22 protein-coding genes and 4 tRNA genes are annotated in these 26396 nt (G+C 63.2%); 4 read left to right on the top strand and 22 right to left on the bottom strand.

Annotation, left to right across the window (positions count from 1 at the left end):
• Window positions 1-7: 7 nt before the first annotated feature.
• From ACI2JX_RS01710 to ACI2JX_RS01680, 7 genes are all read right to left on the bottom strand, one after another.
• Window positions 8-1039 (bottom strand): WD40/YVTN/BNR-like repeat-containing protein, encoded by a 1032-nt coding sequence (locus ACI2JX_RS01710; RefSeq protein ID WP_368971766.1) that lies wholly within the window; start codon window positions 1037-1039, stop codon window positions 8-10.
• Between the two features lie 222 nt (window positions 1040-1261).
• Window positions 1262-3919, bottom strand: a complete 2658-nt coding sequence (pepN, locus tag ACI2JX_RS01705) for an aminopeptidase N (protein WP_404689210.1) — start codon at window positions 3917-3919, stop codon at window positions 1262-1264.
• Between the two features lie 13 nt (window positions 3920-3932).
• Window positions 3933-4763 carry a DUF2797 domain-containing protein gene (locus ACI2JX_RS01700; RefSeq protein ID WP_368973705.1) on the bottom strand — a complete coding sequence of 277 codons (831 nt, stop codon included), beginning with the start codon at window positions 4761-4763 and terminating at the stop codon, window positions 3933-3935.
• Window positions 4760-5020, bottom strand: coding sequence for a YeaC family protein (locus ACI2JX_RS01695; protein ID WP_186557290.1), 261 nt, complete (start codon window positions 5018-5020; stop codon window positions 4760-4762). Before ACI2JX_RS01695 ends, ACI2JX_RS01700 begins: the two co-directional genes overlap by 4 nt.
• 13 nt (window positions 5021-5033) lie before the next feature.
• The gene (locus ACI2JX_RS01690; RefSeq protein ID WP_264236997.1) at window positions 5034-5906 is read right to left on the bottom strand and encodes a rhomboid family intramembrane serine protease; all 873 of its coding nucleotides are present in this window, start codon (window positions 5904-5906) and stop codon (window positions 5034-5036) included.
• A complete protein-coding gene (locus tag ACI2JX_RS01685) occupies window positions 5903-6874 on the bottom strand; it encodes a metallophosphoesterase (RefSeq protein WP_264236996.1) in 972 nt (323 codons plus the stop codon). Before ACI2JX_RS01685 ends, ACI2JX_RS01690 begins: the two co-directional genes overlap by 4 nt.
• The gene (locus ACI2JX_RS01680; protein WP_119139528.1) at window positions 6874-7764 is read right to left on the bottom strand and encodes an NAD(+) kinase; all 891 of its coding nucleotides are present in this window, start codon (window positions 7762-7764) and stop codon (window positions 6874-6876) included. The genes ACI2JX_RS01685 and ACI2JX_RS01680 overlap by 1 nt, the downstream gene beginning before the upstream one ends.
• A gap of 44 nt (window positions 7765-7808) precedes the next feature.
• Here ACI2JX_RS01680 and ACI2JX_RS01675 point away from each other — a divergent pair, with 44 nt between their 5' ends.
• The gene (locus tag ACI2JX_RS01675; RefSeq protein ID WP_404689209.1) at window positions 7809-8798 is read left to right on the top strand and encodes a DUF1853 family protein; all 990 of its coding nucleotides are present in this window, start codon (window positions 7809-7811) and stop codon (window positions 8796-8798) included.
• Window positions 8799-8887: 89 nt separating this feature from the next.
• On the opposite strand, the gene ACI2JX_RS01670 is transcribed toward ACI2JX_RS01675, so the two are convergent.
• Window positions 8888-10504, bottom strand: coding sequence for a WG repeat-containing protein (locus ACI2JX_RS01670; RefSeq protein WP_404689208.1), 1617 nt, complete (start codon window positions 10502-10504; stop codon window positions 8888-8890).
• Window positions 10505-10698: 194 nt separating this feature from the next.
• Here ACI2JX_RS01670 and ACI2JX_RS01665 point away from each other — a divergent pair, with 194 nt between their 5' ends.
• Window positions 10699-11244 carry a cytochrome b gene (locus ACI2JX_RS01665; RefSeq protein WP_264236993.1) on the top strand — a complete coding sequence of 182 codons (546 nt, stop codon included), beginning with the start codon at window positions 10699-10701 and terminating at the stop codon, window positions 11242-11244.
• On the opposite strand, the gene ACI2JX_RS01660 is transcribed toward ACI2JX_RS01665, so the two are convergent.
• Both ACI2JX_RS01660 and ACI2JX_RS01655 read right to left on the bottom strand, forming a co-directional pair.
• Complete coding sequence (locus ACI2JX_RS01660) at window positions 11235-12134, bottom strand: 1-aminocyclopropane-1-carboxylate deaminase/D-cysteine desulfhydrase (RefSeq protein ID WP_404689207.1); 900 nt, start codon at window positions 12132-12134, stop codon at window positions 11235-11237. The two genes, ACI2JX_RS01665 and ACI2JX_RS01660, sit on opposite strands and share 10 nt — an antisense overlap.
• A 114-nt stretch (window positions 12135-12248) precedes the next feature.
• Entirely contained in the window at window positions 12249-14285 is a 2037-nt protein-coding gene (locus ACI2JX_RS01655) for an FAD-dependent oxidoreductase (protein ID WP_404689206.1), read from the bottom strand.
• 193 nt (window positions 14286-14478) lie between these two features.
• On the opposite strand from ACI2JX_RS01655, the gene ACI2JX_RS01650 reads away from it, so the two are divergent.
• Window positions 14479-15597, top strand: a complete 1119-nt coding sequence (locus ACI2JX_RS01650; RefSeq protein WP_404689205.1) for a carbon-nitrogen hydrolase family protein — start codon at window positions 14479-14481, stop codon at window positions 15595-15597.
• Between the two features lie 3 nt (window positions 15598-15600).
• Complete coding sequence (locus tag ACI2JX_RS01645) at window positions 15601-16641, top strand: AraC family transcriptional regulator (protein WP_404689204.1); 1041 nt, start codon at window positions 15601-15603, stop codon at window positions 16639-16641.
• 356 nt (window positions 16642-16997) lie between these two features.
• Here ACI2JX_RS01645 and ACI2JX_RS01640 read toward each other — a convergent pair whose 3' ends face one another.
• The 12 genes from ACI2JX_RS01640 to accD all read right to left on the bottom strand — a co-directional run bounded on the left by ACI2JX_RS01640 (window position 16998) and on the right by accD (window position 26179).
• Entirely contained in the window at window positions 16998-17888 is an 891-nt protein-coding gene (locus ACI2JX_RS01640) for a DUF2242 domain-containing protein (RefSeq protein WP_404689203.1), read from the bottom strand.
• Window positions 17889-18088: 200 nt separating this feature from the next.
• Window positions 18089-18165: transfer RNA gene (locus ACI2JX_RS01635), tRNA-Asp, on the bottom strand.
• A gap of 139 nt (window positions 18166-18304) precedes the next feature.
• Window positions 18305-18381: transfer RNA gene (locus tag ACI2JX_RS01630), tRNA-Asp, on the bottom strand.
• A 97-nt stretch (window positions 18382-18478) separates the two neighbouring features.
• Window positions 18479-18555, bottom strand: a tRNA-Asp gene (locus ACI2JX_RS01625).
• Window positions 18556-18634: 79 nt separating this feature from the next.
• Window positions 18635-18710: transfer RNA gene (locus tag ACI2JX_RS01620), tRNA-Val, on the bottom strand.
• A 232-nt stretch (window positions 18711-18942) separates the two neighbouring features.
• The gene (locus tag ACI2JX_RS01615) at window positions 18943-19716 is read right to left on the bottom strand and encodes an SDR family oxidoreductase (protein WP_264236988.1); all 774 of its coding nucleotides are present in this window, start codon (window positions 19714-19716) and stop codon (window positions 18943-18945) included.
• Window positions 19713-20924, bottom strand: coding sequence for an O-succinylhomoserine sulfhydrylase (locus tag ACI2JX_RS01610; protein ID WP_264236987.1), 1212 nt, complete (start codon window positions 20922-20924; stop codon window positions 19713-19715). The genes ACI2JX_RS01615 and ACI2JX_RS01610 overlap by 4 nt, the downstream gene beginning before the upstream one ends.
• A gap of 15 nt (window positions 20925-20939) precedes the next feature.
• A complete protein-coding gene (purF, locus tag ACI2JX_RS01605) occupies window positions 20940-22445 on the bottom strand; it encodes an amidophosphoribosyltransferase (RefSeq protein WP_186557691.1) in 1506 nt (501 codons plus the stop codon).
• Between the two features lie 42 nt (window positions 22446-22487).
• Window positions 22488-23042 carry a CvpA family protein gene (locus tag ACI2JX_RS01600; RefSeq protein WP_186557690.1) on the bottom strand — a complete coding sequence of 185 codons (555 nt, stop codon included), beginning with the start codon at window positions 23040-23042 and terminating at the stop codon, window positions 22488-22490.
• A gap of 269 nt (window positions 23043-23311) precedes the next feature.
• Window positions 23312-23995 carry an SPOR domain-containing protein gene (locus ACI2JX_RS01595; protein ID WP_264236986.1) on the bottom strand — a complete coding sequence of 228 codons (684 nt, stop codon included), beginning with the start codon at window positions 23993-23995 and terminating at the stop codon, window positions 23312-23314.
• Complete coding sequence (gene folC / locus ACI2JX_RS01590; RefSeq protein ID WP_404689202.1) at window positions 23979-25286, bottom strand: bifunctional tetrahydrofolate synthase/dihydrofolate synthase; 1308 nt, start codon at window positions 25284-25286, stop codon at window positions 23979-23981. The genes ACI2JX_RS01595 and folC overlap by 17 nt, the downstream gene beginning before the upstream one ends.
• Window positions 25286-26179: an acetyl-CoA carboxylase, carboxyltransferase subunit beta gene (gene accD, locus ACI2JX_RS01585; RefSeq protein WP_264236984.1), complete on the bottom strand. Its 894-nt coding sequence runs from the start codon at window positions 26177-26179 to the stop codon at window positions 25286-25288. The genes folC and accD overlap by 1 nt, the downstream gene beginning before the upstream one ends.
• Window positions 26180-26396 lie beyond the last annotated feature (217 nt).

Genomic DNA, 26396 nt, shown 5'->3' with positions numbered 1-26396 from the left:
TGGCGAGTCATGGCCGCACCTCTTCTTCGGCGCCTTCGCCGTTGGCCAGGTGCAGCCCGCCTTGGCCGACCAGTAGCAGGCCGCCATCGGCCAGGCCACTGACCCCGGCCAAGGCAATCCGATCAGCACGGTTGTAGACCGTGAAAGTCTGGCCGTCGTCATGGCTGCGCAGCACGCTGCCGCCATTGCCGACCAGCACCAGGCTGCCGTCATCGAGAAGCGTAGCGCTTGCCAGGCCGAATTCGAGCGGGCCACGCGCGGCCTTGAGATCGATCTGTTGCCAGCTGTCGCCAAAATCAGTCGAGCGGTACAGGTTGCCGCGCAGGCCATAGGCCAACAGGGTCTGCGCCTGGGCGGTGCCGATCACGCCAAACAGCGAGCCCTCGTAGGGGCCTTGCACGGTGGTCCAGCTCTGGCCGTTATCGCTGGAGCGGAACATGCTGCCCTGCTCACCGACGATGAACAGGCCGGCGTCCTTGATTGCGGCAATGCCATTGAGGTGCAGCTGATCAGGGTTGTCCAGGCGCTCGGCGACGTCCTGCCAATGCTGGCCGCCATCGGTGGTTTCCAGCAGCGCACCATAAGCGCCCACGGCAAAGCCATGCTGGGCGTCGAGGAATTTGACGTCGAGCAACGGCGCTTCGCGGGAAAGGTCTTCGAACTGCTTGCTCCAGGTGGCGCCGCCATCGGTGCTGGCGAGGATCTGTGCGTCGTGGCCGACCGCCCAGCCGCGCTTGTCGTCGAGGAAGAACACTGCGGTGAGCAGTTGCCGGGTGGGCACCCGAGCCTGGGTCCAGGTCTTGCCCTGGTCGTCGGAGAACAGGATATGGCCGCGATCACCCACCACCACCAGACGCTTGCCGGCATGGGCAGCGTCGATCAGCAGGCTTTCGCTGGCCTTGGCAGATTCGGTCGAATACTCATCGGCAGCAGCAGCTTCAACGCTGCCTGTCCATATCCCCAGTGCCAGCACCAGCATCGCGCCGGTCGCCAGCGGCCAGGCACCACGCCTGGCTTGCGCCATTCCCCGCTCCCTCATGACCGTCCCCTGTTGTGTTCTTGTAAGTGGGTCAATTCATTGCAGGCACTGCGAAAACCCTGTGCCAGAGCCCTGCAATAGCTTTGGGCCATCCTATCGGGGATTTCTTGGGGAACACAACGAGTGGGACGTTATGTTTTGTTAAGCAGCCAAAAGCATCGCGGGGCAAGCCCGCTCCCACGCGTGGGAGCGGGCTTGCCCCGCGATAGGTTCAGCTCGGTTTCAGGCCAGGCTCTTGCTCACCACTTCATACACATCATTGGACAGCGCCCCAGAAGCCAGAATCCGCTCAAGCTCCGCCTTCATCAACGCCTGACGCGCCGCGTCATACTTGCGCCAGCGCGTCAGCGGCGCCAGCTGGCGAGAGGCAATCTGCGGGTTCAGCGCATTGAGCTCGATCACCAGGTCCGCCAGGAAGCGATAGCCAGAACCATCGGCCGCATGGAAGTTGACCAGGTTCTGCCCAGCAAAGGCGCCAATCAAGGCACGCACCTTGTTCGGGTTCTTCAGGGTGAACGCCGGGTGCTGCATCAATGCCTTGACCCGCGCCAGGCCACCGGGCAGCGCGCTGGCCGCCTGGACGCTGAACCACTGGTCCATGACCAGCGGGTTGTCCTTGAAGTGCTCGGCGAAGGCTTCAAGCGCCTTGGCGCGCTCGGCTTCGAACGGCGAGTTGACCAGCACCGCCAACGCGGTCAGGCGCTCGGTCATGTTGTCACACTGCTCGAACTGCTCCCGGGTCGCCTCCAGCACCTGCGGCTTGCCGCTGAGCATCAGGTACGACAGCGCGATGTTCTGCAGGCTGCGACGGGCGAAGTGCTCGGCCGCAGCGACATAAGCCGTCTTGCGCGAGACTTCGCGGTTGGCCTGATAACGCGTCCACAAGGCATCGAACAGCTGCTCGGCGATCTGCTTGCGGGCGAACTCACGGGCGGCGTGGATTGCGTCGACGTCCGCCACCTGGCTGATCTCGGTCAGGTACGCCTCACCTGGCAGCGAGAGCATTTCGGCGACCATCGCCGGGTCCAGCGACTCATTGCCCAGCACCGTGCCCAGCGCGGTAATCAGACGTGGGTCGAGGGTGAGCGCTTCGCCACGCTGGTGCTGGCCGATCAGTTCCTGCAACACCTGCACCGACAACTGCTGGCCGGCCTCCCAGCGGTTGAAGCCGTCGCTGTCGTGCTGCATGAGGAACATCAGCTGATCGCGATCGTAGGGGAAGCTCAACTTGACCGGCGCGCTGAAGCCACGCAGCAGCGAGGGCAGCGGCTTGGCGGCAACGTCTTGGAAGGTGAATGTCTGCTCGGCCTCGGTCAACGACAGCACGCGACTGCTGCCCTGGGCCGCGGCTTCGCCTTGCAGGCGCAGCGGCAGATCATTGCCTTGGGCATCCAGCAGGCCCAGGGCCACGGGGATCACGAACGGCAGTTTTTCTGCCTTGTCCGGGGTCTGCGGGCAGCTCTGGCGGAAGGTCAGGCTGTAGCGCTGAGCAGCGGCGTCATAGGCCTCGCTGACCTCCAGGCGCGGCGTGCCGGCCTGGCTGTACCAGCGCTTGAACTGGGTCAAATCGACGCCATTGGCGTCCTCCATGGCCTTGATGAAGTCATCGCAGGTCACTGCCTGGCCATCGTGGCGCTCGAAGTACAAGTCGCTGCCTTTGCGGAAGCCCTCGGCGCCGAGCAGGGTGCGGACCATGCCGACCACTTCAGCGCCCTTCTCGTACACTGTGAGGGTGTAGAAGTTGGAGATTTCGATGAAGCTGTCCGGGCGCACCGGATGGGCCATGGGGCCGGCGTCTTCGGCGAACTGGTGAGTGCGCAGGTAGGCGACGTCCTCGATGCGCTTGACCGTGCGCGAGTTCATGTCAGCGCTGAACTCGGCGTCGCGGAACACCGTGAAGCCCTCCTTGAGCGACAGCTGGAACCAGTCGCGGCAGGTCACGCGGTTGCCGGTCCAGTTGTGGAAGTACTCGTGCGCCACGACCCCTTCGACGCGCTGGTGGGCGGCGTCGGTGGCGGTTTCGGCACGGGCCAGCACACAGCTGGAGTTGAAGATGTTCAGGCCCTTGTTTTCCATGGCGCCCATGTTGAAGTCGTTGACCGCGACGATCATGAAGATGTCCAGGTCGTATTCACGGCCATAGACTTGTTCATCCCAGCGCATGGACTTCTTCAAGCTGGTCATGGCGTGTTCGCACTTGTCGAGGTTCTCTTCCTCGACATAGATGCGCAAGGTCACCTCACGGCCGGACTGACGGGTGAAGCTGTTCTCTACGCACCACAAGTCGCCAGCGACCAGGGCGAACAGGTAGGCCGGTTTCTTGAACGGGTCTTCCCAGGTCGCCCAATGCCGGCCGTTCTCACTCGGTCCGCTGCCGACCGGGTTACCGTTGGACAACAACACCGGATAGCGATGCTGCTCGGCAATCACCGTGGTGGTGAACGTGCTCATCACATCCGGGCGGTCGAGGTAATAGGTGATCTTGCGAAAGCCCTCGGCCTCGCACTGGGTGCAGTACATCTTGCCCGACTTGTACAAGCCTTCCAGCGCAGTGTTGCTTTCCGGGTGAATCTTCACCGTGGTGTCGAGAGTGAAGCTAGCGGCGTTGGGCTGCAGGGCCAGGCTGTCGTCGTCGAGCTGGTAGTCGGCGGCGGACAGCGGCTGGTCATCCAGCTGCACGCTGAGCAGCTGCAACTGCTGGCCGTCGAGCACCAGCGGCGGCAGCCCAGCGCCACGCGCGGGGTTGCGGCGCATCACCAGTTGCGCATGGACCAGGCTGTGGTCCTCGAACAGCTCGAAGGTCAGGTGCGTCTCGTCGATCAGGTACTCGGGCGCCTGGTAGTCCTTGAGGTAGATCACTTGCGGTTGTTCGGTGCGCATGTGGCTGTCCTTTTTACTGATGCACGGCCAGCTGGTAGGCCGTGTATTTGCGAATATTGATCACGCCGGTGTCGAAAATCAGGTACTGACCCTTGATCCCGAGCAGGGTGCCTTCGGCGATCGGGTCCTTGTCCAAGTTGAAGCTGACGATCTTTTTCGGATAAGCCTCGACCGGATAACGCATCTCTACCACCTCTGCTTGCGGCAGCGGCTGGATCGCTTGCAGGCCAAAGCGCTCCTGCAAGGTGCGGATGCCATCGGCGCAGGCATCGAAGATCTGTTCACGGATGGCGGGCAGGTCCAGCACCTCGGCATCGCCCTTGAGCAGGGTGCGCCAGTTGGTGCGGTCGGGCACCTGGCTGCGCAGCACATCTTCGACCAGACCGGACTGCTGGCGGGTGGCCACGCGCATGATCGGCAAGGCCTGGCTGGCGCCCTGGTCGAGCCAGCGGGTGGGCAGTTGGGTGGCGCGGGTGATGCCGACCTTGATCCCCGACGAGTTGGCCAGGTAGACCACATGGTCGGTCATGCAGAACTGCTCGCCCCAGGCCGGCTCGCGGCAGGTGCCGGCGTCGTAGTGGCAGCGTTCGGGAGCCATGATGCACATGTCGCACTGGGCCAGCTTGGTCATGCATGGATAGCAGTAGCCCTGACTGAAGCTGGTCTTGGTGCGCTTGCCGCAATGGCTGCAATGAATGGCACCGAGGTATTCCAGGCGCAGCGACTTGCCGATCAGCGGATTGACTGGCACGTGCTGTTCGCCCAGGCGAAAGCTGTACTGCACGACCGGTGCTTCAAGACGCACCGCCATCTTGCTCAAAGAGCCACGAGCGAGTTCGATCAATGTACCGAGTCCGACTTGAACAGAATGTTAGCGATCGGCGCGGATTTCGATGCGCACTCCTGCGGGCCCATGTAGCCGGTGCGCTGTTCTTCGGGCAGGTTTTGCATCTCCCAGGCGATCACCGCCTGCAGCGACAGCTCTTTCTGCTCGACGGTGAGCTTACGCCCGTCAGCCCATTTACCCAGCTCCACCGCCGTTTTCAGGCTCTGGTAGATTTCCGGGGTGATGTTTTCGATCATTTGCGCGAAGGTGGACATAGGGTCTCCTGAATCAAGCCGACAGTTTACGCCGGGCAAGGCCACCGCCCAAGAGGCCAGCAAGGCATCCGATGAGCAGGCCGCCGACATGCGCGGCGTTGGCGATCTGGCCGAAGCCGAGTTGGCTGATGACGCCCGACAGGCACACCACCAGCCAGATGAGCATCATCACCAGCACGCCCTTGGGCAGGCTGTAATGCGGGTTGGGCGCCAGCCACTGATAGAGCCAGACATAGCCGAGCAGCCCATACAACACACCAGACAAGCCACCAAACAGGCTCGGCCCGCTCACATAGTGCTGGGCCAGGTTGGATACCAGGCTGAACAACAGGGTCAGGCACAATAACACCCATGGCCCCTGGCGCAGTTCGATGCGCTTGCCCAGCTCCCAGTACCACAGGCCGTTCATCGCCAGGTGCAGCACCCCGAAGTGCAGCAGCATCGGCGACACCAGCCGCCACCATTGGCCTTCGGCCAGGCCCTGGGCCAGTGAGGTGAAGTACAGGTATTCACCCTGCACGCGGAAATCGAGGAAGGTGAACCAGCCGATAGTCGACAGGTTGTCGCCAAGGCCGGTAAGCCCGGCGACCACCACGCACAGCAGCAGGACCCCGGCCGTGACCTTGCAGGCCCGGGCCTGTTCAGCCAGTGACGGACGCTGCGGCAGATCGGCCTGGGTCTCGGCCGGCAGTTCGATCTGGTCATTGCCCTCGGGGTAGCGCTGGTACAGCTGGCGCACATCTTCAGCAAGGTTCGGCGGTGCCCACAGCACTTGCTCCTGGCCCTCCTCGACCACCCGATGCGGCACCTGCAGACGGCGCAGCAGGCTGACGAAACCACTGAGGTCGACCGCCAGCGGCAGGCGCAGCACTTCGATCACGTTCATTGATTGGCCTGCGGGCGGTCGACGTCGACCCAGACGAACTTGTGTGGGTCGATGCGGGTTTCATCATCCAACCGGTAGGCCACCAGCTTGCCGTACAGCACGGCGCTGTAATCCAGGCAGGCCAGGTTGGGGCGGATCGGCGCGGGCCGGCCGCTGCGCCAGTAATGGCCGACGAACAGCAGCGGCTCGTCTTCGTCGTAGCGCAGCAGGGCATTCTTCTGGGTGTGGCTGAGCGGCGTACTGGCCACAGCTTCAGGCAAGGCATCGGGCTGGAAGACGATATCGCCGTAGGTTTGCGGGTCTTCTTCCCAGAACTTGGTTCGGAAAAAGGCCCGGGTCAGGCCGTCGCCGCCGGTCAGGGTCAAGCCGTCCGGCAGGCGCATGTCGGTACCACGCAACAGGCGGTTGCACACGGTCGAGGCGAAGCTGCCGGAAACAGCCGAGGCCTGGACGAAATGCTCGTCGATGCAACCTCGGGGGTACTGCTGAGCCAGGGGCTCGATCAGGCGTGGGTCCCAGCAGGCGTGCACCAGGCGGAACCGACCGGCGTCGACAAACAGCGGCAGCTCATAGAACCAGGCAAGAAAATCATGCCAGTCGGCCGGATGCTGGGCGAATTGGGTCAGGGTTTCATCGATCAGCCGCGCATGGCGCGGGGTGTGCTCGCGCACGAACGTCTTGCCACTGCCCGGCAGCGCCGGAGTGACCCAGGCCAGGGCGTTGTATTCATGGTTGCCCATGATGCAGAACGCCTGGCCGGCCTCGACCATGTCGTGGACGATATGCAGCGCCTCACGGATGCGCGGGCCGCGGTCGACGATGTCGCCGAGGAACAGCGCCTGGCGCCTTGGATGCCGCCAGACACCCGCCACGCGCTTGTAGCCGAGGGTGTCGAGCAGGCGTTCGAGGGTCTGTGCACAGCCATGCACGTCGCCGATGATGTCGAAACTTCGCGCCGGATCGAGCATCAGTCGCCTCCACCTCCCAGGCGGCTGCCCCAGCCGAGTTTGGTGCGGCAGACCTCGTAGTAATTGTGGTCGAGCGGATGGATCAGGCGCAGTTTCTGCGGCTTTTTGCTCACCGTGATGGTATCGCCTGGGGCGCAGGTGAAGTGGTTCTGGCCATCACAGGACACTTGCGGATAGATCTGCAGGTCTTGCGAGACGACGATCTTCAGCTCGCTGTTGCCATCGACCACGATCGGCCGGCCCGACAAGGTGTGCGGATACATCGGCACGATGACGATGGCGTCGAGCTTGGGATGCATGATCGGCCCGCCTGCCGACAGGGCGTAGGCGGTGGAGCCGGTCGGGGTGGCGACGATCAGGCCGTCGGCCTTCTGGCTGCAGACGAACTGGCCGTCGATGTAGATCTCGAACTCGATCATCCGCGTCGATTTGCCGGGGTGCAGCACCACGTCGTTGAGCGCATCGCCCTGGCCGATGGCCTCGCCGTGGCGACGCACTTCGGCTTGCAGCAAAAAGCGGTTTTCCACCAGGTAATGGCCGTCGAGCACCTCGGCGACCTTGACCTCCAGTTCATCTGGGCGGATGTCGGTGAGAAAGCCCAGGCTGCCACGGTTGATGCCCAGTACCGGGATGTTGTGCCGGGCCAAGGCGCGGGCGGCGCCCAGCAGACTGCCATCGCCGCCGACCACGATGACCAGGTCGCAGACCTCGCCGAGCAGTTTGCGCGTGGAGGTCTGCAGGCCGTGGCCGGGCAGCACTTCGGCGATGGTGTCCTCGAGGATCACGTGCAGATGGCGGTCGAGGAGGAATTTTTTCAGTCGGCGAATGGTGTCGAGCACCTGGGAGCTGCCAAGGCGGCCGATGATACCGATATTGCGAAATTGCTCCATGGTGCTCCTGCAAGGCTCTGCGGCGGGTAACGATAACGAGGATTATGGGCGAAACGACCGGCCAGCGGCAAACCGGCTATGCTCGCAGGATGACGCCGTTCACCGACCTCAGCGACCTGCCCCGCCAACTGCAGCGCCCCCACGTGCGCGATCTGGCCTGGGCGATACTGTCGCCCCCCCTGCTGGACGACCCGCCCTGCCCCCAGCGCCACCCGCTGGCGGCCAGTGCCTGGGCCGCGGACCCACAGCGCCTGGCCCACTGGCTGCGGGCGCTGGATCGCGACGAGCACGCGTTGCGCGACTGGCTGGCGCGGCTCACCAGCCGGCGCCTGGGCCTGTACTACGAAAGTCTTTGGCAATTTGCCCTGAGCCACGCCCCAGGCGTCGAGCTGCTGGCCGCCAACCTGGCCATCCGCGAGGGCGGACACACGCTTGGCGAGCTGGACATCCTGCTGCGCGACTGCCAAGGCGTGCACCATCTGGAATTGGCGATCAAGCTCTACCTCGGCCCGCCTGGGGGCGATGGGCATGATCCGGCGCACTGGCTTGGCCCCGGTTGCCACGACCGCCTGGACCTCAAGCTGGCGCATCTGCTCGGGCATCAATTGCCGATCTCGGCTCGCCCGCAAAGCCGCGCGATTCTGGCAACGCTGGGGGTGAGCGAGGTGCAGGCGCATCTATGGCTGGGGGGGTATCTGTTCTACCCAAGCCCTGGGCATGCGCAGCCACCGGCAGGCGCCAATGCCCAGCATCTGCGCGGGCGCTGGCTGCATCGGCGGGATTGGTTGGCTTATCGCTCGCGCCTGGCGGATGGCCGTTGGCAGCCCTTGGCCCGGCATGAATGGCTGGCACCGGCGCGCATCGAGCAGCCCGCGTGCTGGACAGCCGAGCGTTTTGATAGCTGGTTGGCCCAGCTCGATGGCTTTGCTCCGGCGCAGTTGCTGGTCAGGCTGGAGCAAGGTGAGGATGGCGCTTGGCAGGAGGTGGAGCGGGTGTTTCTGGTGGCTGACAGTTGGCCGCACCTGCCTGATTGAGGGGTTGAGTGGACCGGCCTCATCGCGGGGCAAGCCCGCTCCTACAAGGAACTCAGCGGCCGGCCCACTCGACACCCATCTACTGGCTGTCAGGATGCATCAGCCACCGGCTCCGCCTGCGGGCAATGCGCCTGCGGATCGGCCGGCCAGAGCACCTTGCCCTTGCCATCGACCACCTGCTCAGCCCCGCACGGCAGTCGATTGGTGTCGAACACCACACTGCCATCCAGGCGATACAGCGCGCGCAAGCTGTGCACGGCATCGTCGCCATTACCCTGCACCTGATAGGCAAAGATCGCCCCACGCGCTTCATCGACTCGCACGTCCTGCCACTTGGCCGGCACCAGCAACTTGCCATCGAGGTTGTACAACGCGCGGTTGGCGTCGTCCGTGCTGCCTTCGGCAGCGAGCAGATGATGCTGGTCGGCAGTGAGCTTGACCGCCACGAACTGCTCCGGCTTGATCAACACCTTGCCCTTGGCGTCCATCACACCCACGGTCTGCACCGGACTGTCCATGCCAAAGACCTTGATCGATTTGCTTGGCGACTGGGCCTCGGAGAAGGCGAAGCGCTCTGACGTGATCACCCCGATCTGCCTGTAGCTGGGCTGGAATACTACCGTGCCCTGGTCCAGGTCGACGGTGCCGTAGGTGGCCAAAAATGCGCTCTGCAGCTTGCCGATGTGATTGAAGCCTGGGCGATGCCCACTCATGCCGAGCACACCCAGACCTGCATCACCGATCGAGTCGTACTGTGGCTCGATCAGCCATTTGCCGCTGTGATCGATCATGCCAGCCTTGCCGCGACCTTGTTCGGTGCGGCGCAGCTGCACCATGCCAGCGCTCTTGCCGAAGGTTTCACAGGTTTCGAAGGTGGCCTGGATGACCACCTTGCCTTGGTAGTCGAGATAACCGCAGGCGCTGTCGTAGGCGGTCTTGAACGCCACCAGCCCGCCACCAGGGGTACCCAGCGAGTACTGACCGATCGGGATCAGCAGATTGCCCGCAGCATCGGCCAGCCCCACGCCAGTGACGCCTTCCTTGGCGACCACCAGATGCCCATCGGCAGCGCTTTCGATGCTGTCGAACTCAAGTTTCTGCAACACCTTGCTGGCCAGGTTGTAACCCCAGCTTTGGCCATCGCGCTCAGCCAGCACCCAATTGCCGCGCTGGGTGAAATCGTCACGCACCACCATCGAGTCGAACAGTGGTTCGCTGACCTTCTCGCCAGTGGCGCTGAGGATGCCGCGCTTTTGGTTGACTTCGTAGACGATGAAATCGTTGTCGCCGCCGACGAAGACATCATCGAAAACTGCTGGCTGGACTTCCTTGCCCTGCTCATCCATGACCCCGACCTTGCCCTCGCGCACGAAGCCGAAGTAGCCCGGAGTCAGGCTGTACAACTCGTCGGTGAAGTTGGCTTTGAGCACCTGCTTGCCATCGCCACTGGCCAGGTTCCAGTAACCGTCGTGGCCAAAAATGAAGCTGTCGGTCATGGGTTGGGCGTAGATCGCCTGGTAATCGTTGTCCGGCCCTACGCGCAGCGCACCGGTCTGGTCGAGCACCGCGCATTGATCGTTGACGCAGACCGGGATGGTCATTGCGCTAATCGGCTTGAGCGCCTCGGGGGTCTGCTGGCAGCCCAGCAGTAGCGTGGAGAAGGTCGAGTACAGCGCTGCCTTGGCGGCAGTCGGGAGGTGTTTCATTTACACAGAATCCTTGTGCGATAGGTGAAGCGGATACGCCAGAGTCAATAGCTCAGTGCCATCATCCAGTTTGCTATGTCGGCACTGTTTACCCGATCTGAAGCAAAGAAATATTCCAGCCAGCGGGTAGAGTTAAGCCAGGTGCCAGCAAGAGCGCCGTTTTCGACCTGATGACCTGAACAAGAGGACCGCCCATGCTGTCATCCACCCCCGCGTCACACTACGCACGCCTGTCGATCGCCCTGCACTGGCTGATGCTGGTGCTGCTGGCAGCCGTGTACGCCTGCATCGAGCTACGCGGCCTGTTCCCCAAGGACAGCGCCGAGCGCAATCTGATGAAAGACCTGCACTTCATGCTGGGCCTGACGGTGTTCGTGCTGGTCTGGCTGCGCCTGGCCATGCGCATGCTGCGCCCGGCGCCGGCGATCGTACCCAAGCCCCCGGCCTGGCAGACGGGCCTTGGCCACCTGGTTCACGCGCTGCTGTACCTGATGATGATCGGCCTGCCGCTAGCCGGCTGGCTGATTCTCAGCGCGGCGGACAAGCCGATTCCGTTCTATGGACTAGAGCTGCCCGCGCTGATTGGCGCCGACCCGGATCAGGCCAAGTTCATCAAGGGCTGGCACGAGCGGATTGGCAGTTGGGGCTATTGGCTGATTGGCCTGCATGCCCTGGCCGGGCTGTATCACCACTACGTGCGGCGCGACAACACCCTGCTGCGCATGCTGCCCTACAAGTAACCGCGGCGGCCCTGCAGCCCGCCTGTGTGCACGAAAATCAGGCGGCTGCCGGGGGCAAACAAGCCTGCCTCGGCTTGCTCACGCAGGGCCAGCAGGGCCTTGCCGGTGTACAGGGCCTCGAGCGGCAGGCCGCTGTCGCGCTCGGTTCGCTCGATGAAGGCCAGCAGCTCGGCATCGATTCGGGCAAAGCCGCCACGGCAAGCATCGTGCAACTGGTAGCCGCTTTCGCCGACCAGGCCTGCAACCGTCTGCGCAACGCCGTGATCAGCGGGCACAGCCAGCGCCCCGTGTACCGGGCGCCTGCCCGCCTCGGCCAGGACCAGGCCGGCCAGGGTCGTGCCAGTCCCTGCTGCGAGCCACCAGCTATCGTAATCATCCCAGCCTAGCGCACCCAACTGGACCTGCGCCTGCTCGACGATAAGCCGGCAACCCTGCGCACCTGCCAAGCCACCTCCGCCTTCGGGGATGCACTGCCAACCTGGATAACGCGCCTGCCACGGCGCCCAGAAACCCGGTTCATGGCGCGCGCGGTAGCCGCCATAGCCGAGCCAGTGTAGGTGCATGCCCAGCGCTTGCAGATCGCGCACGGTTGGCGTGTCTTGGGGATGGCCGCGAAGCAGGCCGGCGGTGGCGAAGCCAAAGCGCTTGCCGGCGGCGGCAAGGGCGTTCAGATGGTTGGAATGATTACCGCCGAGGCTGATCAGGCCGGGGGCTTGGGCGTTTTTAGCCTGGATCAGGTGATCGCGCAGCTTGAACCATTTGTTGCCGCTGATCAGCGGGTCGATCAGGTCCAGGCGCAAGACCGCAGCTTGGATGCGGGCGTGGTCGAGCCATGGGATTGGCAACCGTTGCAGTGGGGCGATGGGGAGACAGTCGAAATCAGCAATCATGGGGCGAGTCTATCAGTTGCCTAGGCCGATGCCATCGCGGGGCAAGCCCGCTCCCACAGAGGTTGTGAAGATCCCTGCAAGAGCGGGCTTGCTCCGCTTAGCCAGCCCAGATGCCTACAGCTCAGCCGCCAAGCGCGAGCCTTGATTGATCGCCCGTTTGGCATCCAACTCTGCTGCCACATCGGCGCCGCCGATCAGGTGCACCGACTGCCCCGCCGCAACCAAGCCTTGGTGCAATTCGCGCATTGGCTCCTGGCCTGCGCAGATCACCACGTTATCCACCGCCAACACCTGCGGCTCGCCTTCGCCGATGCGCACATGCAGGCCGTCGTCATCGATCCCGAGGTATTCGACACTGTTGAGCATCTGCACCTGTTTGTTCTTCAAACCCGTGCGGTGAATCCAGCCAGTGGTCTTGCCCAGGCCATCGCCGACCTTGGTTTTCTTGCGTTGCAGCAGGTACACCTGGCGCGCCGGCGCGTGTGGCTGGGCTTTGATCCCGGCAACGCCGCCACGGGCTTGCAGTTGGGCATCGATACCCCACTCTTTCCAGAACGCTTCACGGTCCTGGCTGGTAGCCACGCCCTTGTGTACCAGGTACTCGGAAACGTCAAAACCAATCCCGCCCGCGCCAATCACTGCCACGCGGTTACCCACCGGTTTGCGCTCGAGCAGCACGTCCAGGTAGTTGAGCACCTTGGCGTGGTCGATGCCGGGGATGGCTGGGTTACGGGGGGAGATACCGGTGGCGAGGATGATCTCGTCAAAGCCGGCGGACACCAGCTCATCGACGCCCACCCGGGTATTGAGGCGCAACTCGACCCCAGTGGATTTCACTTTGTTGGCAAAGTAGCGCAGGGTCTCGAAGAATTCTTCCTTGCCGGGCACCCGCTTGGCCACGTTGAACTGCCCGCCAACTTCGCCCGCCGCATCGAAAAGGGTCACCTGGTGACCACGCTCGGCGGCCACGGTGGCGGCGGCCAGCCCAGCCGGGCCGGCGCCAACTACCGCGATGCGCTTGGCCTGGGCAACCGGCAGGTAGTTCAGCTCGGTTTCGTGGCAGGCGCGCGGGTTGACCAGGCAGCTGGTCAACTTGCCGCCAAAGGTGTGGTCCAGGCACGCCTGGTTGCAGCCGATGCAGGTATTGATCAGATCCGCACGGCCAGCAGCGGCCTTGTTGACGAAGTCTGGGTCGGCCAGGAACGGCCGGGCCATCGACACCATGTCGGCATCGCCTTCGGCCAGCACCGCTTCGGCCACTTCCGGGGTGTTGATGCGGTTGGTGGTGATCAGCGGAATCTGCACCTCGCCGCGCAATTTGGCGGTGACCTTGCTGAAGGCCGCGCGCGGTACTTTGGTGGCGATGGTCGGAATGCGCGCCTCATGCCAGCCGATGCCGGTGTTGATCAGGGTGGCGCCGGCCTTTTCGATGGCCTTGGCCAACAGCACGATCTCGTCCCAGCTGCTGCCGCCCTCGACCAGGTCGAGCATCGACAGGCGGAAAATGATGATGAAGTTCGGCCCTACCGCTGCACGCACGCGGCTGACGATCTCGATCGCCAGACGCATGCGGTTCTCGTAACTGCCACCCCAACGGTCGGTGCGATGGTTGGTGTGCGCGGCGAGGAACTGGTTGATGAAGTAGCCTTCCGAACCCATGATCTCGACGCCGTCGTAACCGGCACGTTGGGCGAGCGCTGCGCAGTTGACGAAGTCGTGGATCTGTTTCTCGATGCCCTCCTCGTCCAGCTCCTTGGGCTTGAACGGATTGATTGGCGCTTGAATGGCGCTGGGTGCCACCTGCCGCGGACTATAGGCATAGCGCCCAGCGTGGAGGATCTGCAAACAGATCTTGCCGTCCGCCGCGTGCACGGCGTCGGTGACGATGCGGTGCTTGTCGGCCTCTTCCTCGGTGCTCAACTTGGCCGCGCCCGAGTACACCCCACCTTCATCGTTTGGCGCAATACCGCCGGTGACCATCAGGCCAACCCCGCCACGGGCGCGCTCGGCAAAGTACGCCGCCATGCGCTCGAAGCCGCCTGGGCGCTCTTCGAGGCCGGTGTGCATCGAACCCATCAGGGTGCGGTTGCGCAGCGTGGTGAAGCCCAGGTCCAACGGGGCGAGCAGGTGCGGGTAACGGTCGGCGGCCATGGATGTACTCCCCATGTGGCGTGATCACGGTATGCGGGTGCCTCACGTACCACGCGGGCCCCGTCGTTTATCTGGTGACGACATTAAACAGCCGTTTGAACCGGCTCAATGATCGAAACTGACAACTTATTGATCCTGCTGCACAGCAGGTCTACCCTAGGACACCTTTGTTCCGATGGTGCCTGACCGCTTCATGCGCAAACTCCTGGCAAGCGCCCTGGCGCTGGTGATGATCGCCGCCCTGTGTGGCTATGGTTTCTGGACCCTGCAGCGTCCGGAAGGCCACTACCTCTCCGATTTGCGCATCGAACTGGCGCTCAACCAGGGGGTGCCGGGCGAGCACGGCAACCTGCTGGGCGTCGAGCCGCAGCTCAACCCCAGTGATTACCAGAACCTGCAACGCCTGCACCGCAAGCTGTCGGCCTATCTGCAACAAGCGCGCGGCCAAGGCTTGATCAACTCGCGCACAGTGGTCGTGCTGCCTGAACACATCGGCACCTGGTTGTGGGCGCGTGGCGAAAAAAACCAGTTGTACCAGGTCACCCAGCAGCGCGAGGCGGTGCAGTGGCTGGAGTTGAGCAACCCGCTGCGCTATGGCTTGGCCATGCTCTGGGCCACCGGCGATGATCGCCGCGCCGACGCCCACCTACGGATGAAGGCCGGGCAAATGGCCGCCGACTATCAAACCCTGTTTGGCGGCCTGGCCAAGGAGTTCGGCGTAACCTTGGTGGCGGGCTCGATCGTGTTGCCGGCCCCTTATGTGGAAAAAGGTGTGCTGTATGCGGGCAACGGCCCGCTGTTCAACAGCAGCCTGGTTTTCGGCAGCAATGGCGCCGTGCTCGGTCAGCCACAACTGCAGCAATTCCCCGACAGCGAGGTGCGCCGCTACATTCATGACGGTCGCAAGCACCCCCTGCAAGTGATTCAGACCCCCGCGGGTCGGCTTGGCGTGCTGGTGGGCAGCGACAGCTGGTACCCAGAAAACTACCGCCAGCTGGCTGGGCAATCGGTGCAGTTGATCGCCAATCCGGTGTTTCTCAGCGGCAAGGGCAGCTGGAGTGCACCTTGGCGCGGTAACCGCCATCAGGGTGCTGCCGCCAACCTGCCGGTGCAGCGCGGCGAGGTCAGCGAGCAGACTGCCTGGCAACAACTGACCTTGGCCGCCAACGCCGGCATCACCAGCATGAGCGTGTTTCTGCGTGGCCAGTTCTGGGAGCTGGGCGGCGATGGCCAAGGTTTTGCCAACCATGCTGGCGAGCAACTGGCCGGCAGCCAGCACCCTGGTGCGCGCTTGCTCAACCTGTGGTTGTGACCGATGCCGCGCCCCCGCGTACGCCTGGGTGACCTTTCGGTAGGTTTCGTCCAGCCGCTGGCCGAGGCATTGCGCCAGGCAGGCCACGACCCGCTGCCGCTGCTGCACCGCTATGGGCTGGATGCGGCGCGTGTTGCCGAGCCCTGTGCACGCCTGTCGATTCCGCGCTACATGCACCTGGGGCATGCCGCCATCGAGCTCAGTGGCGATCCGGCGCTGGGCCTGCGCATGGGGCAATTGAGCCGCCTTGCGCAAGCGGGCCTGGCTGGCGTCACGGCAGCCCAGGCACCCAGCGTAGGTGAAGCTGCGCGCACCTTGCTGCGCTACGAGCCGCTGTATGCGGCCAACTATCGCGGCCGCTCGCTGTTCATCGAGGACGCTCAGGGCGCCTGGCTGCGCTTCTACTCGATCAGCCCCTACAACGGCTACAACCGCTTCGTGGTCGACTCGCTGCTGGCCGGCTGGCTGGCCCAGCTGGGCCAGTTGGCAGGGGTACAGGTGTTGGCCGAGCGCATGGACATCGAATTCGACGCCCCGTGCTATGCAAGCCAGTACCAAGGCCTGTGCAGCAACAGCGTGCAGTTCGGCGCGGCGCACAATCAATTGCACCTGAGTCGAGAAACGCTGTCGCTGGCCAATCCCCAGCACTGCCCCAGCACTTGGCAGCACCTGTTACAGCTGTGCGAGGCAGAACTCGCCCAGCGCACCCGTGTGCGTAGCCTTGGCGAGCGCATTACCCATCTGCTCGGGCCATTGCTCAATGGCGGTCGGGAACCTGACCTGGAAGAGGTGGCGCAGCACCTGCAGCTGCCGACCTGGACCTTGCGGCGCAAGCTGGCCGAAGAAGGCACGCGGTTTCGCAACCTGCTCAACGACACGCGGCGCGACTTGGCCGAGACCTATATACGCGACACGGAACTGGCCTTTGGCGAGATCGCCTATCTGTTAGGGTTTGCCTCGGCTGAGGCCTTCCAGCGCGCATTCAAGCGCTGGACGGGCCTGACACCGGGAGAGTTTCGCCGCCATCAGCGGCGCACCGGCTAGAGCTCGGTGGCGTCGTCGACGGGTTCCGGGATGTCCAGTTCGTAGGCCTGGAATTCGAGCAGTTCTTCTTGATAATCGTCCATCGCCCTACGTCCTCTTCACTCATGACTTGTTTGGTGTCCAGGCCAAGCTAAGCCGGCCGGATGAACCATTGATGACAGTCTTATGAGTGGTAAACGTAGCAGGGGTTCGACACGTTATCAGGGGCAAGCTGTAACAGAAGTTTATGCGCTAGCAGCGCCGGCCTCTTCGCGGGCAAGCCCGCTCCCACAGGTACCGCGCTGGCTTCGAACTCAACGGGGTGCCTGTGGGAGCGGGCTTGCCCGCGAAGAGGCCGGCACAGCCCCCGTAATCAATTAAAGCGGCGCAGGAGCCGGCTCAGTGGCGGGAGCCTGTTGCTGCACTTGAATGGGCGTAGCCTCGCTAGGCGGCGCAATCGGCTGGGAGCCCTGACTGTCATCCACCGCCGGCGCTGGCTGGACTTCACTGGCAGGCGCAACCGCGGCAGGCGCAGGGGGCGCAACGGGCTCAGTCGCAGGCGCTGCAACCGGTGCCTCGACCGGTGCTGTAGCCGCAGGCTGCTCGCTGGCGGCAACCGCAGGCGTGCCCTGCGGTGCTGGCGCCAAGGCGGAAGGTGCCTGCTCAGGCAAGCCCAAGGCCGGCGCTGGTTTGTCAGCTTTCGGCGCCTCAGCCTGGGGCTGGGCCTTCTTGGTTTTCTTCGGTTTGGGCAGGAAGCTTTCGACCAAGGCGAAATAACGCTCGTAGAACTGCGGCGCAGTCACCGTCTCGCTGGCAACCTTGACCATGGAGTCGTCGCTAGAGCCAATGGGCATCGACACCGAGCCCAATACACCGACGCCAAGGCTGGCAGAGGTGTTGGATTTTTTCAGCGCATAGCGATCCTGCAGGGCGTTGGCGAACATGGTCGAGCGCTGTTCGTCGCTGCTGTCAGGCGCGCAGGTGACGTTGAAGCTGATCTGCAGGTGGTTTTCGCTGTTCTGCTGAAAGCTTTTGTTACCAGCGATCTGATTGGCACCGCTGCTGGTGATGATGTAGCCCTGGCTGAGCAAGGCACGACGGGCGGCCTCGCAGGAGCCGGCTTCACTGACCGGGAAGCTGCGCGAGAAGGTGCCCGAGTCATCGAAGTTCTCGTGCTCGTAGACTGCGGTTTTTTTTGAGGAGCAACCGGATACGCCCGCCAGCACAAGGGCCAGCCCGAGCGCACCGAAGACGGATGATCTGGACATCTTAGATACCGGAAAAAGACGAATGGCGCCTATTGTGCATCACATCACCCGGTACTGAAACCGCTGATCGGTGAAGACACTGTCAGGTTCGTGTAAATCTTGCGCCATGGAGAAACACTAGGCTTTAGAAACAAAAAAAGCGACCCGAAGGTCGCTTTCTCTGTGTTGCCTCAGGCGTTCAAGGGGCCTGGAGGCGAAGATGGCGCAGCGGACGGGACTCGAACCCGCGACCCCCGGCGTGACAGGCCGGTATTCTAACCGACTGAACTACCGCTGCGTATCATTCAGGCTTGCACCCGATTGAAACTGGGATCTGCTTTCCAAGTCGCACTTGGAAGTCAGGCACAAAAAAAGCGATATCTTGATCGCTTCTCTTGTTTCGCTGCGAGGCGTTCAAGGGGCCTCGTAGCAGAAGATGGCGCAGCGGACGGGACTCGAACCCGCGACCCCCGGCGTGACAGGCCGGTATTCTAACCGACTGAACTACCGCTGCGTATCGTTCAGGCTTGCGCCCGATTGAAACTGGGATCTAGCACCAAGGCTTGGCCTTAGTACCTCAGACCGGTGACAAGCACCCATCTGGAGAAAAGTGGCGCAGCGGACGGGACTCGAACCCGCGACCCCCGGCGTGACAGGCCGGTATTCTAACCGACTGAACTACCGCTGCGCATAGTAGACTTGCGTCCTGTTCCTCTCGATTAGGAAGCTTCTTGCGAAGGCTCCAAGTTCAGGAACATCTCAGGAAGTGGTGGGTGATGACGGGATCGAACCGCCGACCCTCTGCTTGTAAGGCAGATGCTCTCCCGGCTGAGCTAATCACCCATTGTGCTGCTTGTGTTGCGTGTTACGTTTGCTTCGCTGAGGCCGCGAAATTTACGCAGGTACCGATGCTAAGTCAATACCCCCATTGAATTTTTTTTCAAAAAGAGCGAAAACCATAGGTCTTCTGCAGAGTGGGCTTGCCGGTAAAGAGGTTGGCCCTGGCAACACTGCCATCCTCGCGCAGAAACGAAAAAGAGGCCCTATGGCCTCTTCGTCTCTTTATGCTTACCGCTCAGGTGTAGATCATCTTACGGCTCATGCCGCCGTCGACCACAAACTCCTGGCCGGTGACAAACCCCGCCTGCCTGGACAACAGCCAGGCCACCAGCGCCGCGACATCTTCCACGGTCCCTACCCTGCCCGCAGGATGCTGGGCATGGTCAGCTTCGCTCAATGGCTCGGCACGGCGCTGGGCAGGATCACGCGCATCGATCCAACCCGGGCTGACTGCATTGACCCGGATCTCCGGACCCAGGCTCATCGCCAGGGCGTGGGTCAGCGCCAGCAGGCCACCCTTGCTCGCCGCATAAGCCTCGGTATCGGGCTCGGACTGGCGCGCACGGGTCGAGGTCAGATTGACGATCGCCCCGCCATGGGCGCGCAGATAAGGTGCACAGTGCTTGGCCAACAGCATCGGCCCATTGAGGTTGACCGCCAGCACCCGATTCCATTGAGCCAGGCTCAAACTCTCGAGGGTGTGGTTGTGCGGGTTGGCAATGGCCGCGTTGCACACCAACGCGTCCAACCGACCAAACTGCCCAAGCACCTCGGAGACCCCGGCACTGACCTGGGCTTCGTCGGCGACATCCATGGTGATGAACCAGGCATTGTCGCCAAGTGCCTTGGCCACCTTGGCGCCGCGCGGGCGGTCAAGGTCGCTGAGTACCACCTGCCAACCTTCGCAGATCAGCCAGGCAGCGATGCCCAGGCCGATGCCGCGTGCGGCACCGGTAACCAGGGCTACTCGCCCGTTATGGCCCGGTTCGCCGCCCTTCCAGTCGATCACAGCGCAGCCAGCCCACGTGCCAGGTCGGCTTGCAGGTCAGCGACATCTTCCAGGCCCACTGCAATGCGGATCAGGCTGTCGCGGATTCCGGCAGCCTCGCGCTCTTGCGGCGACAGACGGCCGTGGGAGGTGGTGGCCGGGTGGGTGATGGTGGTCTTGCTATCACCCAGGTTAGCGGTGATCGAGAGCAGACGCGTGGCATCGATGAAGCGCCAGGCGCCGTCTTTGCCGCCCTTGACCTCAAAGCTCACCACTGCGCCGAAATCGCTCATCTGGCGCTTGGCCAACTCATGCTGTGGATGGCTGGCAAGACCGGCGTAGTGGACTTTCTCCACGCCCTCTTGCTGCTCCAGCCACTGCGCCAGCGCCTTGGCGCCCTCGCAATGGGCACGCATGCGCAGCTTGAGCGTTTCCAGGCCTTTGAGGAACACCCAGGCGTTGAATGGGCTCAAGGTCGGCCCCGCAGTGCGCAGGAAGCCCACCACTTCTTTCATCTGCTCGCTACGCCCCGCCACGGCGCCGCCCATGCAACGGCCCTGGCCGTCGATGAACTTGGTCGCCGAATGCACGACGATGTCGGCCCCGAGCTTGAGCGGCTGCTGCAGCGCCGGGGTGCTGAAGCAGTTGTCCACCACCAGCATTGCACCACGGGCATGGGCGATCTCGGCCAGCGCAGCGATATCCACCAGTTCTGCCAAGGGGTTAGATGGCGACTCGACGAACAGCAGCTTGGTGTTGGCCTTGATGCCCCGCTCCCAACCGCTCAGGTCAGCCAGCGGCACGTAGTCCACTTGCACGCCAAAGCGCTTGAAATACTTCTCAAACAGGCTGATGGTCGAGCCGAACACACTCTGCGACACCAGCACATGGTCACCGGCGCTGCACAGTGCCATCACCGTGGACAGGATCGCCGACATGCCAGTGGACGTACCCACGGCCTGTTCTGCGCCTTCCAACGCCGCCAGGCGCTCTTCGAAGGCACGCACGGTCGGGTTGGTGTAGCGCGAATAGACGTTGCCCGGTGTTTCACCGGCAAAGCGCGCAGCCGCATCGGCAGCCGTGCGAAATACATAGCTGGAGGTGAAGAACAGCGGGTCGCTGTGCTCAGCCTCCGGCGTGCGGTACTGACCGGCGCGTACCGCCAGGGTGTCGAAACCGACACCCTCGAGGTCGCTGTCCAGTCGCCCGGCATCCCATTGATCAGTCATGCCGTCGCTCCCAAATCAGTTGTTGTACAGGTCGATGATCGCGCTGACTGCCTGAGTCTTGACCTTGGCCGCATCGTTGCGAGCCTGCTCGATGCGTTCCAGGTAGGCGTCGTCGATGTCGCCGGTGACGTACTCACCGTCGAACACTGCGCAATCGAAATGCTCGATCTTGATCTTGCCGCCACCGACCGATTCGATCAGGTCTGGCAGGTCTTGGTAGACCAGCCAATCGGCGCCGATCAACTCGGCCACCTGGTCGGTGGTACGGTTGTGGGCGATCAGTTCGTGAACACTCGGCATGTCGATGCCGTAGACGTTGGGGTAACGCACCGCCGGAGCGGCGGAGCAGAAGTAGACGTTCTTCGCACCGGCCTCGCGGGCCATCTGGATGATCTGCTTGCACGTGGTGCCACGCACGATCGAGTCGTCGACCAGCATCACGTTCTTGCCGCGGAACTCCAGTTCGATGGCGTTGAGTTTCTGGCGGACCGATTTCTTGCGGGCGGCCTGGCCGGGCATGATGAAGGTACGGCCGATGTAGCGGTTCTTGACGAACCCTTCGCGGAACTTGACGCCCAGGTGGTTGGCCAGCTCCAGCGCGGCGGTACGGCTGGTGTCCGGGATCGGGATAACCACGTCGATGTCGTGTTCAGGGCGCTCGCGGCGGATTTTCTCGGCCAGTTTCTCACCCATGCGCAGACGCGCCTTGTACACCGAGACGCCATCCATGATCGAGTCAGGACGGGCCAGGTAGACGTGTTCGAAGATGCACGGCTTGAGCTGCGGGTTGGTCGCGCACTGCTTGGTGTACAGCTGGCCTTCTTCGGTGATGTACACCGCTTCGCCCGGCGCCAGGTCGCGGATCAGGGTGAAGCCGAGCACGTCCAGCGCCACGCTTTCCGAGGCGATCATGTACTCGACGCCTTCGTCGGTGTGACGCTGGCCGAATACCACTGGGCGGATACCGTTAGGGTCACGGAAGCCGACGATGCCGTAGCCGGTGATCATCGCCACCACCGCGTAGCCGCCGACGCAGCGGCTGTGCACATGGGAAACCGCAGCGAATACATCTTCTTCGGTCGGCTGCAACTTGCCGCGTACGGCCAGCTCGTGGGCGAACACGTTGAGCAGCACTTCCGAATCGGAGTTGGTGTTGACGTGGCGCAGGTCAGACTCGTAGATCTCCTTGGCCAGCTGCTCGACGTTGGTCAAGTTGCCGTTGTGCGCCAGGGTGATGCCGTAAGGCGAGTTGACGTAGAACGGCTGGGCTTCGGCCGAAGTCGAGCTGCCCGCAGTCGGGTAGCGCACATGGCCGATACCCATGTGGCCGACCAGGCGCTGCATGTGCCGCTGCTGGAAGACGTCGCGCACCAGACCATTGTCCTTGCGCAGGAACAACCGGCCGTCATGGCTGGTCACGATACCGGCAGCATCCTGGCCGCGGTGCTGAAGGACCGTTAGCGCGTCATACAGCGCCTGATTGACGTTCGACTTACCGACAATACCGGTGATGCCACACATGCGACGCAACCCCTACTTTGATGAAACTTGAGTGAAGAGCGCTCAAGGCCTGGCAGGCCCGAGCAACTGTTCCTTGAACGGAAGATCAGCAGGTACGCTGACCCCACTGGACATCCACTGACCGGTCATCCCTAGGATAAGGTTTTTTGACCAGTCAGCGACCAATAGAAATTGTGGTATCAGGCGTGATTCCTGCCACCATGGATCCTGTTGCACCGGCCCCAGGCTCAGCAGCCCGACCGCCACGACGACCAGCAAGGCACCCCGGGCGGCGCCAAAGGCCATGCCCAGGAAGCGATCGGTACCGGACAGCCCGGTTACGCGGATCAGCTCGCCTATCAAGAAATTGAGCATCGCCCCAACGATCAGGGTGGCGATGAAAAGAATGGTACAGCCGGCGATGACCCGTGCCGAAGGCGTCTGGATATAGCTTTCCAGGTACTGCGACAAAGAACCGCCGAACATCCAGGCCACAGCGCCCGCCACTATCCAGATGATAAGCGACAGGGCTTCCTTGACGAAGCCGCGCGTAAGACTGATCAATGTGGAAACGGCGATGATCGCGATGATCGCCCAATCAACCCAGGTAAATGCCACGGTGCTGCCTGCAGACGTTTGAGGCGGCGCATTTTACCAGAGCGGCGGGCCGGGGGTAAGCGGAATGTCGGGGGGTGAGGCATTGGCATTACCGGCATGGCCTCAAGGGACTGTTTACCCCGGCTACTGCTATCGCGGGGCAAGCCCGCTCCCACGTAGCAAGCGTAGACTCCACAATTCTGGCCTGGCAAGTACCGCGTGGGAGCGGGCTAGCCCCGCGATAGCCTCAGGCCAGGCAGCAAATACCTTGAACACGAAGGCGCCCGTGGTCAGCTACGCTCCGGCTGGAACCTGACCACGAAGCCCTTGAGCTTGTGCTGGCGATTGATCACATCACGCAGACGCTCGGCCTCGGCGCGCTCGATCAATGGCCCGACATACACCCGGTTCATGCCATCGGCAGAACGGATATAGGCGTTGTAGCCCTGGCTACGCAGGGTTTTCTGCAGATTATCGGCACCGGTACGATTCGACAGGCTGGCCAACTGGATCGACCAGCTCACCGGCAGGCCATTGGCGTCGATCTTCGACGGTGCTACAGGCTTCGCGGCGCTGGCTGCTGGCGCCGGCGCTGGAGTGGCCGCCGGGCGAGTCTCGACCTTGGCCGCTGGCGCCGGCGCTACCGGCTTGACAGCAGGTGCCTGGGCCTGCGGCGCGGCAGACGGCGCTGGCGCAATCGGCTGGCTCGGCGTGCTCGCCGGCGCAGTCGACTCATCGACGACCACTGGCGGCTGCTCGGACATATCCGTTACCGGCTGCTGCTCAGGCACCTGGATCGTCTCGACCTGCACTTGCGGCAGGCTCGGCATTGCCGGCGCCTGCGGCGCATCGACCTGGACCTGACGCATTTCGTCCTCGCGGGTGAACAACATCGGCAAGAAGATCACCGCCAGCGCCACCAACACCAGCGCACCGACCATGCGCTGTTTCATTCCCTTATCCAGCACTGCCATCTACTCCACCCTCAGGAGCCTGCCGCTCAAGCCATTCCAGGGCCTGACCGACACAGAAAAACGAACCGAACAGCACGATCTGATCATCTGCCGTCGCCTGCGCGCACTGCCCTTCCAAAGCAGCCTCGACGCTGGCATAAGACTTCACCGTAGCGCCGAGGTTCGTCAAGGCCGTTGCCAACTCAGCCGCCGGGCGCGTGCGCGGCGTAGCCAAAGGTGCCACGGCCCAGTTGTCGAGCAGGCCCTGCAGCGGCGCTACTACGCCTTGCAGGTCTTTGTCGGCGAGCAGGCCGAACACCGCCAGGCGCTTGCCCAGCGGCGGCCGTGCGGCGAGGCGACGAGCTAGGTATTCGGCAGCATGGGGGTTGTGCCCCACATCCAAGAGCAGCTCAATGCGCTTGCCTTGCCAGACCACTGCACGACGGTCCAGACGACCGGTGATGCGAGTATCGAGCAGGGCCTGGCGGACTTGCCCGGCCTCCCACGGCAAGCCCATCAGCAGGTAGGCCTGCAACGCCAGGGCAGCGTTTTCCATTGGCAAGTCGAGCAGCGGCAAGTCGTGCAACTCGACCGCCGCGCCATCGAGCTTGCGCCCACGCCACTGCCAATGATTGGCCGTCTCGGCCAGATCGAAATCGCGCCCGCGCAGCAACAGCGGGCAGGCCAACTCGCGGGCCTTGTCCAGCAGCGGTTGCGGGGGCAGCAGATCGCCACACAGGGCCGGCTTGCCCGCGCGGAAGATGCCGGCCTTCTCGAAGGCCACCGACTCGCGGCTATCGCCCAGGTAGTCGACATGATCGACGCCAATACTGGTAACCAGTGCGAGGTCGGCATCGACCAGGTTGACCGCATCCAGCCGGCCACCGAGGCCGACTTCGAGCACCACGGCATCCAGCGCAGATTGCTGGAACAGCCAGAACGCCGCCAGGGTGCCCATTTCGAAATAGGTCAGGGAAATCTCGCCGCGCGCCGCCTCGACGGCGGCGAAGGCTTGGCACAACTGCTCATCGCTGGCGTCGACGCCATCGATGCGCACCCGCTCGTTGTAATGCAGCAGGTGCGGCGAGCTGTAGACGCCGACCTTGAGGCCCTGGGCCTGGAGCAAGGCGGCGACGAAGGCACAGGTCGAACCCTTGCCGTTGGTACCGGTAACGGTCACTACCCGAGGTGCCAACTTGCCCAGCTCGAGCCGCTGGAGAACCTGTTGCGAACGCTCCAGGCCCATGTCGATGGCCGAAGGGTGCAACTGCTCGAGATAGGCGAGCCAGTCGCCGAGGGTACGTTGAGTCATTACGCGACGGCCGCCACTTCCTGAGCTTCGGCCGGGGTCGGCTGGCCAGTCATCTGTGCCAGCAGACGAGCCAGGCGCGGACGCAGGTCCTGACGCGAGATGATCAGGTCGATGGCGCCGTGCTCGAGCAGGAACTCACTGCGCTGGAAGCCTTCTGGCAGCTTCTCGCGAACGGTCTGCTCGATGACACGCGGGCCGGCAAAGCCGATCAGCGCCTTGGGCTCGCCCACGATCACATCGCCGAGCATCGCCAGGCTGGCGGAAACGCCACCGTAGACCGGGTCGGTCAGCACGGAAATGAACGGAATGCCTTCTTCGCGCAGGCGCGCCAGCACTGCCGAGGTCTTGGCCATCTGCATCAGCGAGATCAGCGCTTCCTGCATACGTGCACCGCCCGAGGCGGAGAAGCAGATCATCGGGCAGCGGTTTTCCAGCGCGTAGTTGGCGGCACGGACGAAACGCTCACCGACGATGGCACCCATCGACCCCCCCATGAAGGAGAACTCGAAGGCGCTGACCACAATCGGCATGCCCATCAGGGTGCCGCTCATGGAGATCAGGGCGTCTTTCTCGCCGGTCTGCTTCTGCGCGCCAGCCAGGCGGTCCTTGTACTTCTTGCCGTCGCGGAATTTCAGGCGGTCAACCGGCTCCAGATCGGCACCGAGCTCGGCACGGCCGTCGGCGTCGAGGAAGATGTCGATGCGCGCACGGGCGCCGATACGCATGTGATGATTGCACTTGGGGCAGACATCCAGTGTCTTTTCCAGCTCCGGACGATACAGCACGTTCTCGCAGGCTGGGCACTTGTGCCACAGGCCTTCCGGCACCGAGCTCTTCTTCACCTCGGAACGCATGATCGATGGGATCAGTTTGTCGACTAACCAGTTGCTCATGCTTTCTTTCTCCAGTATTTGGCGGGCGGGGACCGATCTGGCCGGCCATGCCCTACCCTTGAGCTCATATTCTTCAATGAAACGATGATGGACCGGCTCCGGGGCCCGCTACTGTGCGAAGCCACCCGAACGACCGAACCCTCTTCAATCTGTCATGCCAGCGTCATCGACACCGACTCTGCACCTGGCTGCGCCTGCAACAGCACGCGCGCCTGGC

It is taken from the genome of Pseudomonas sp. NPDC088890 (genome assembly GCF_044900155.1).
Classification (GTDB): domain Bacteria; phylum Pseudomonadota; class Gammaproteobacteria; order Pseudomonadales; family Pseudomonadaceae; genus Aquipseudomonas; species Aquipseudomonas urmiensis.
The sequence above is the reverse complement of the archived record's forward strand: the minus strand, read 5'-3'. Positions and strand labels throughout refer to the sequence as shown.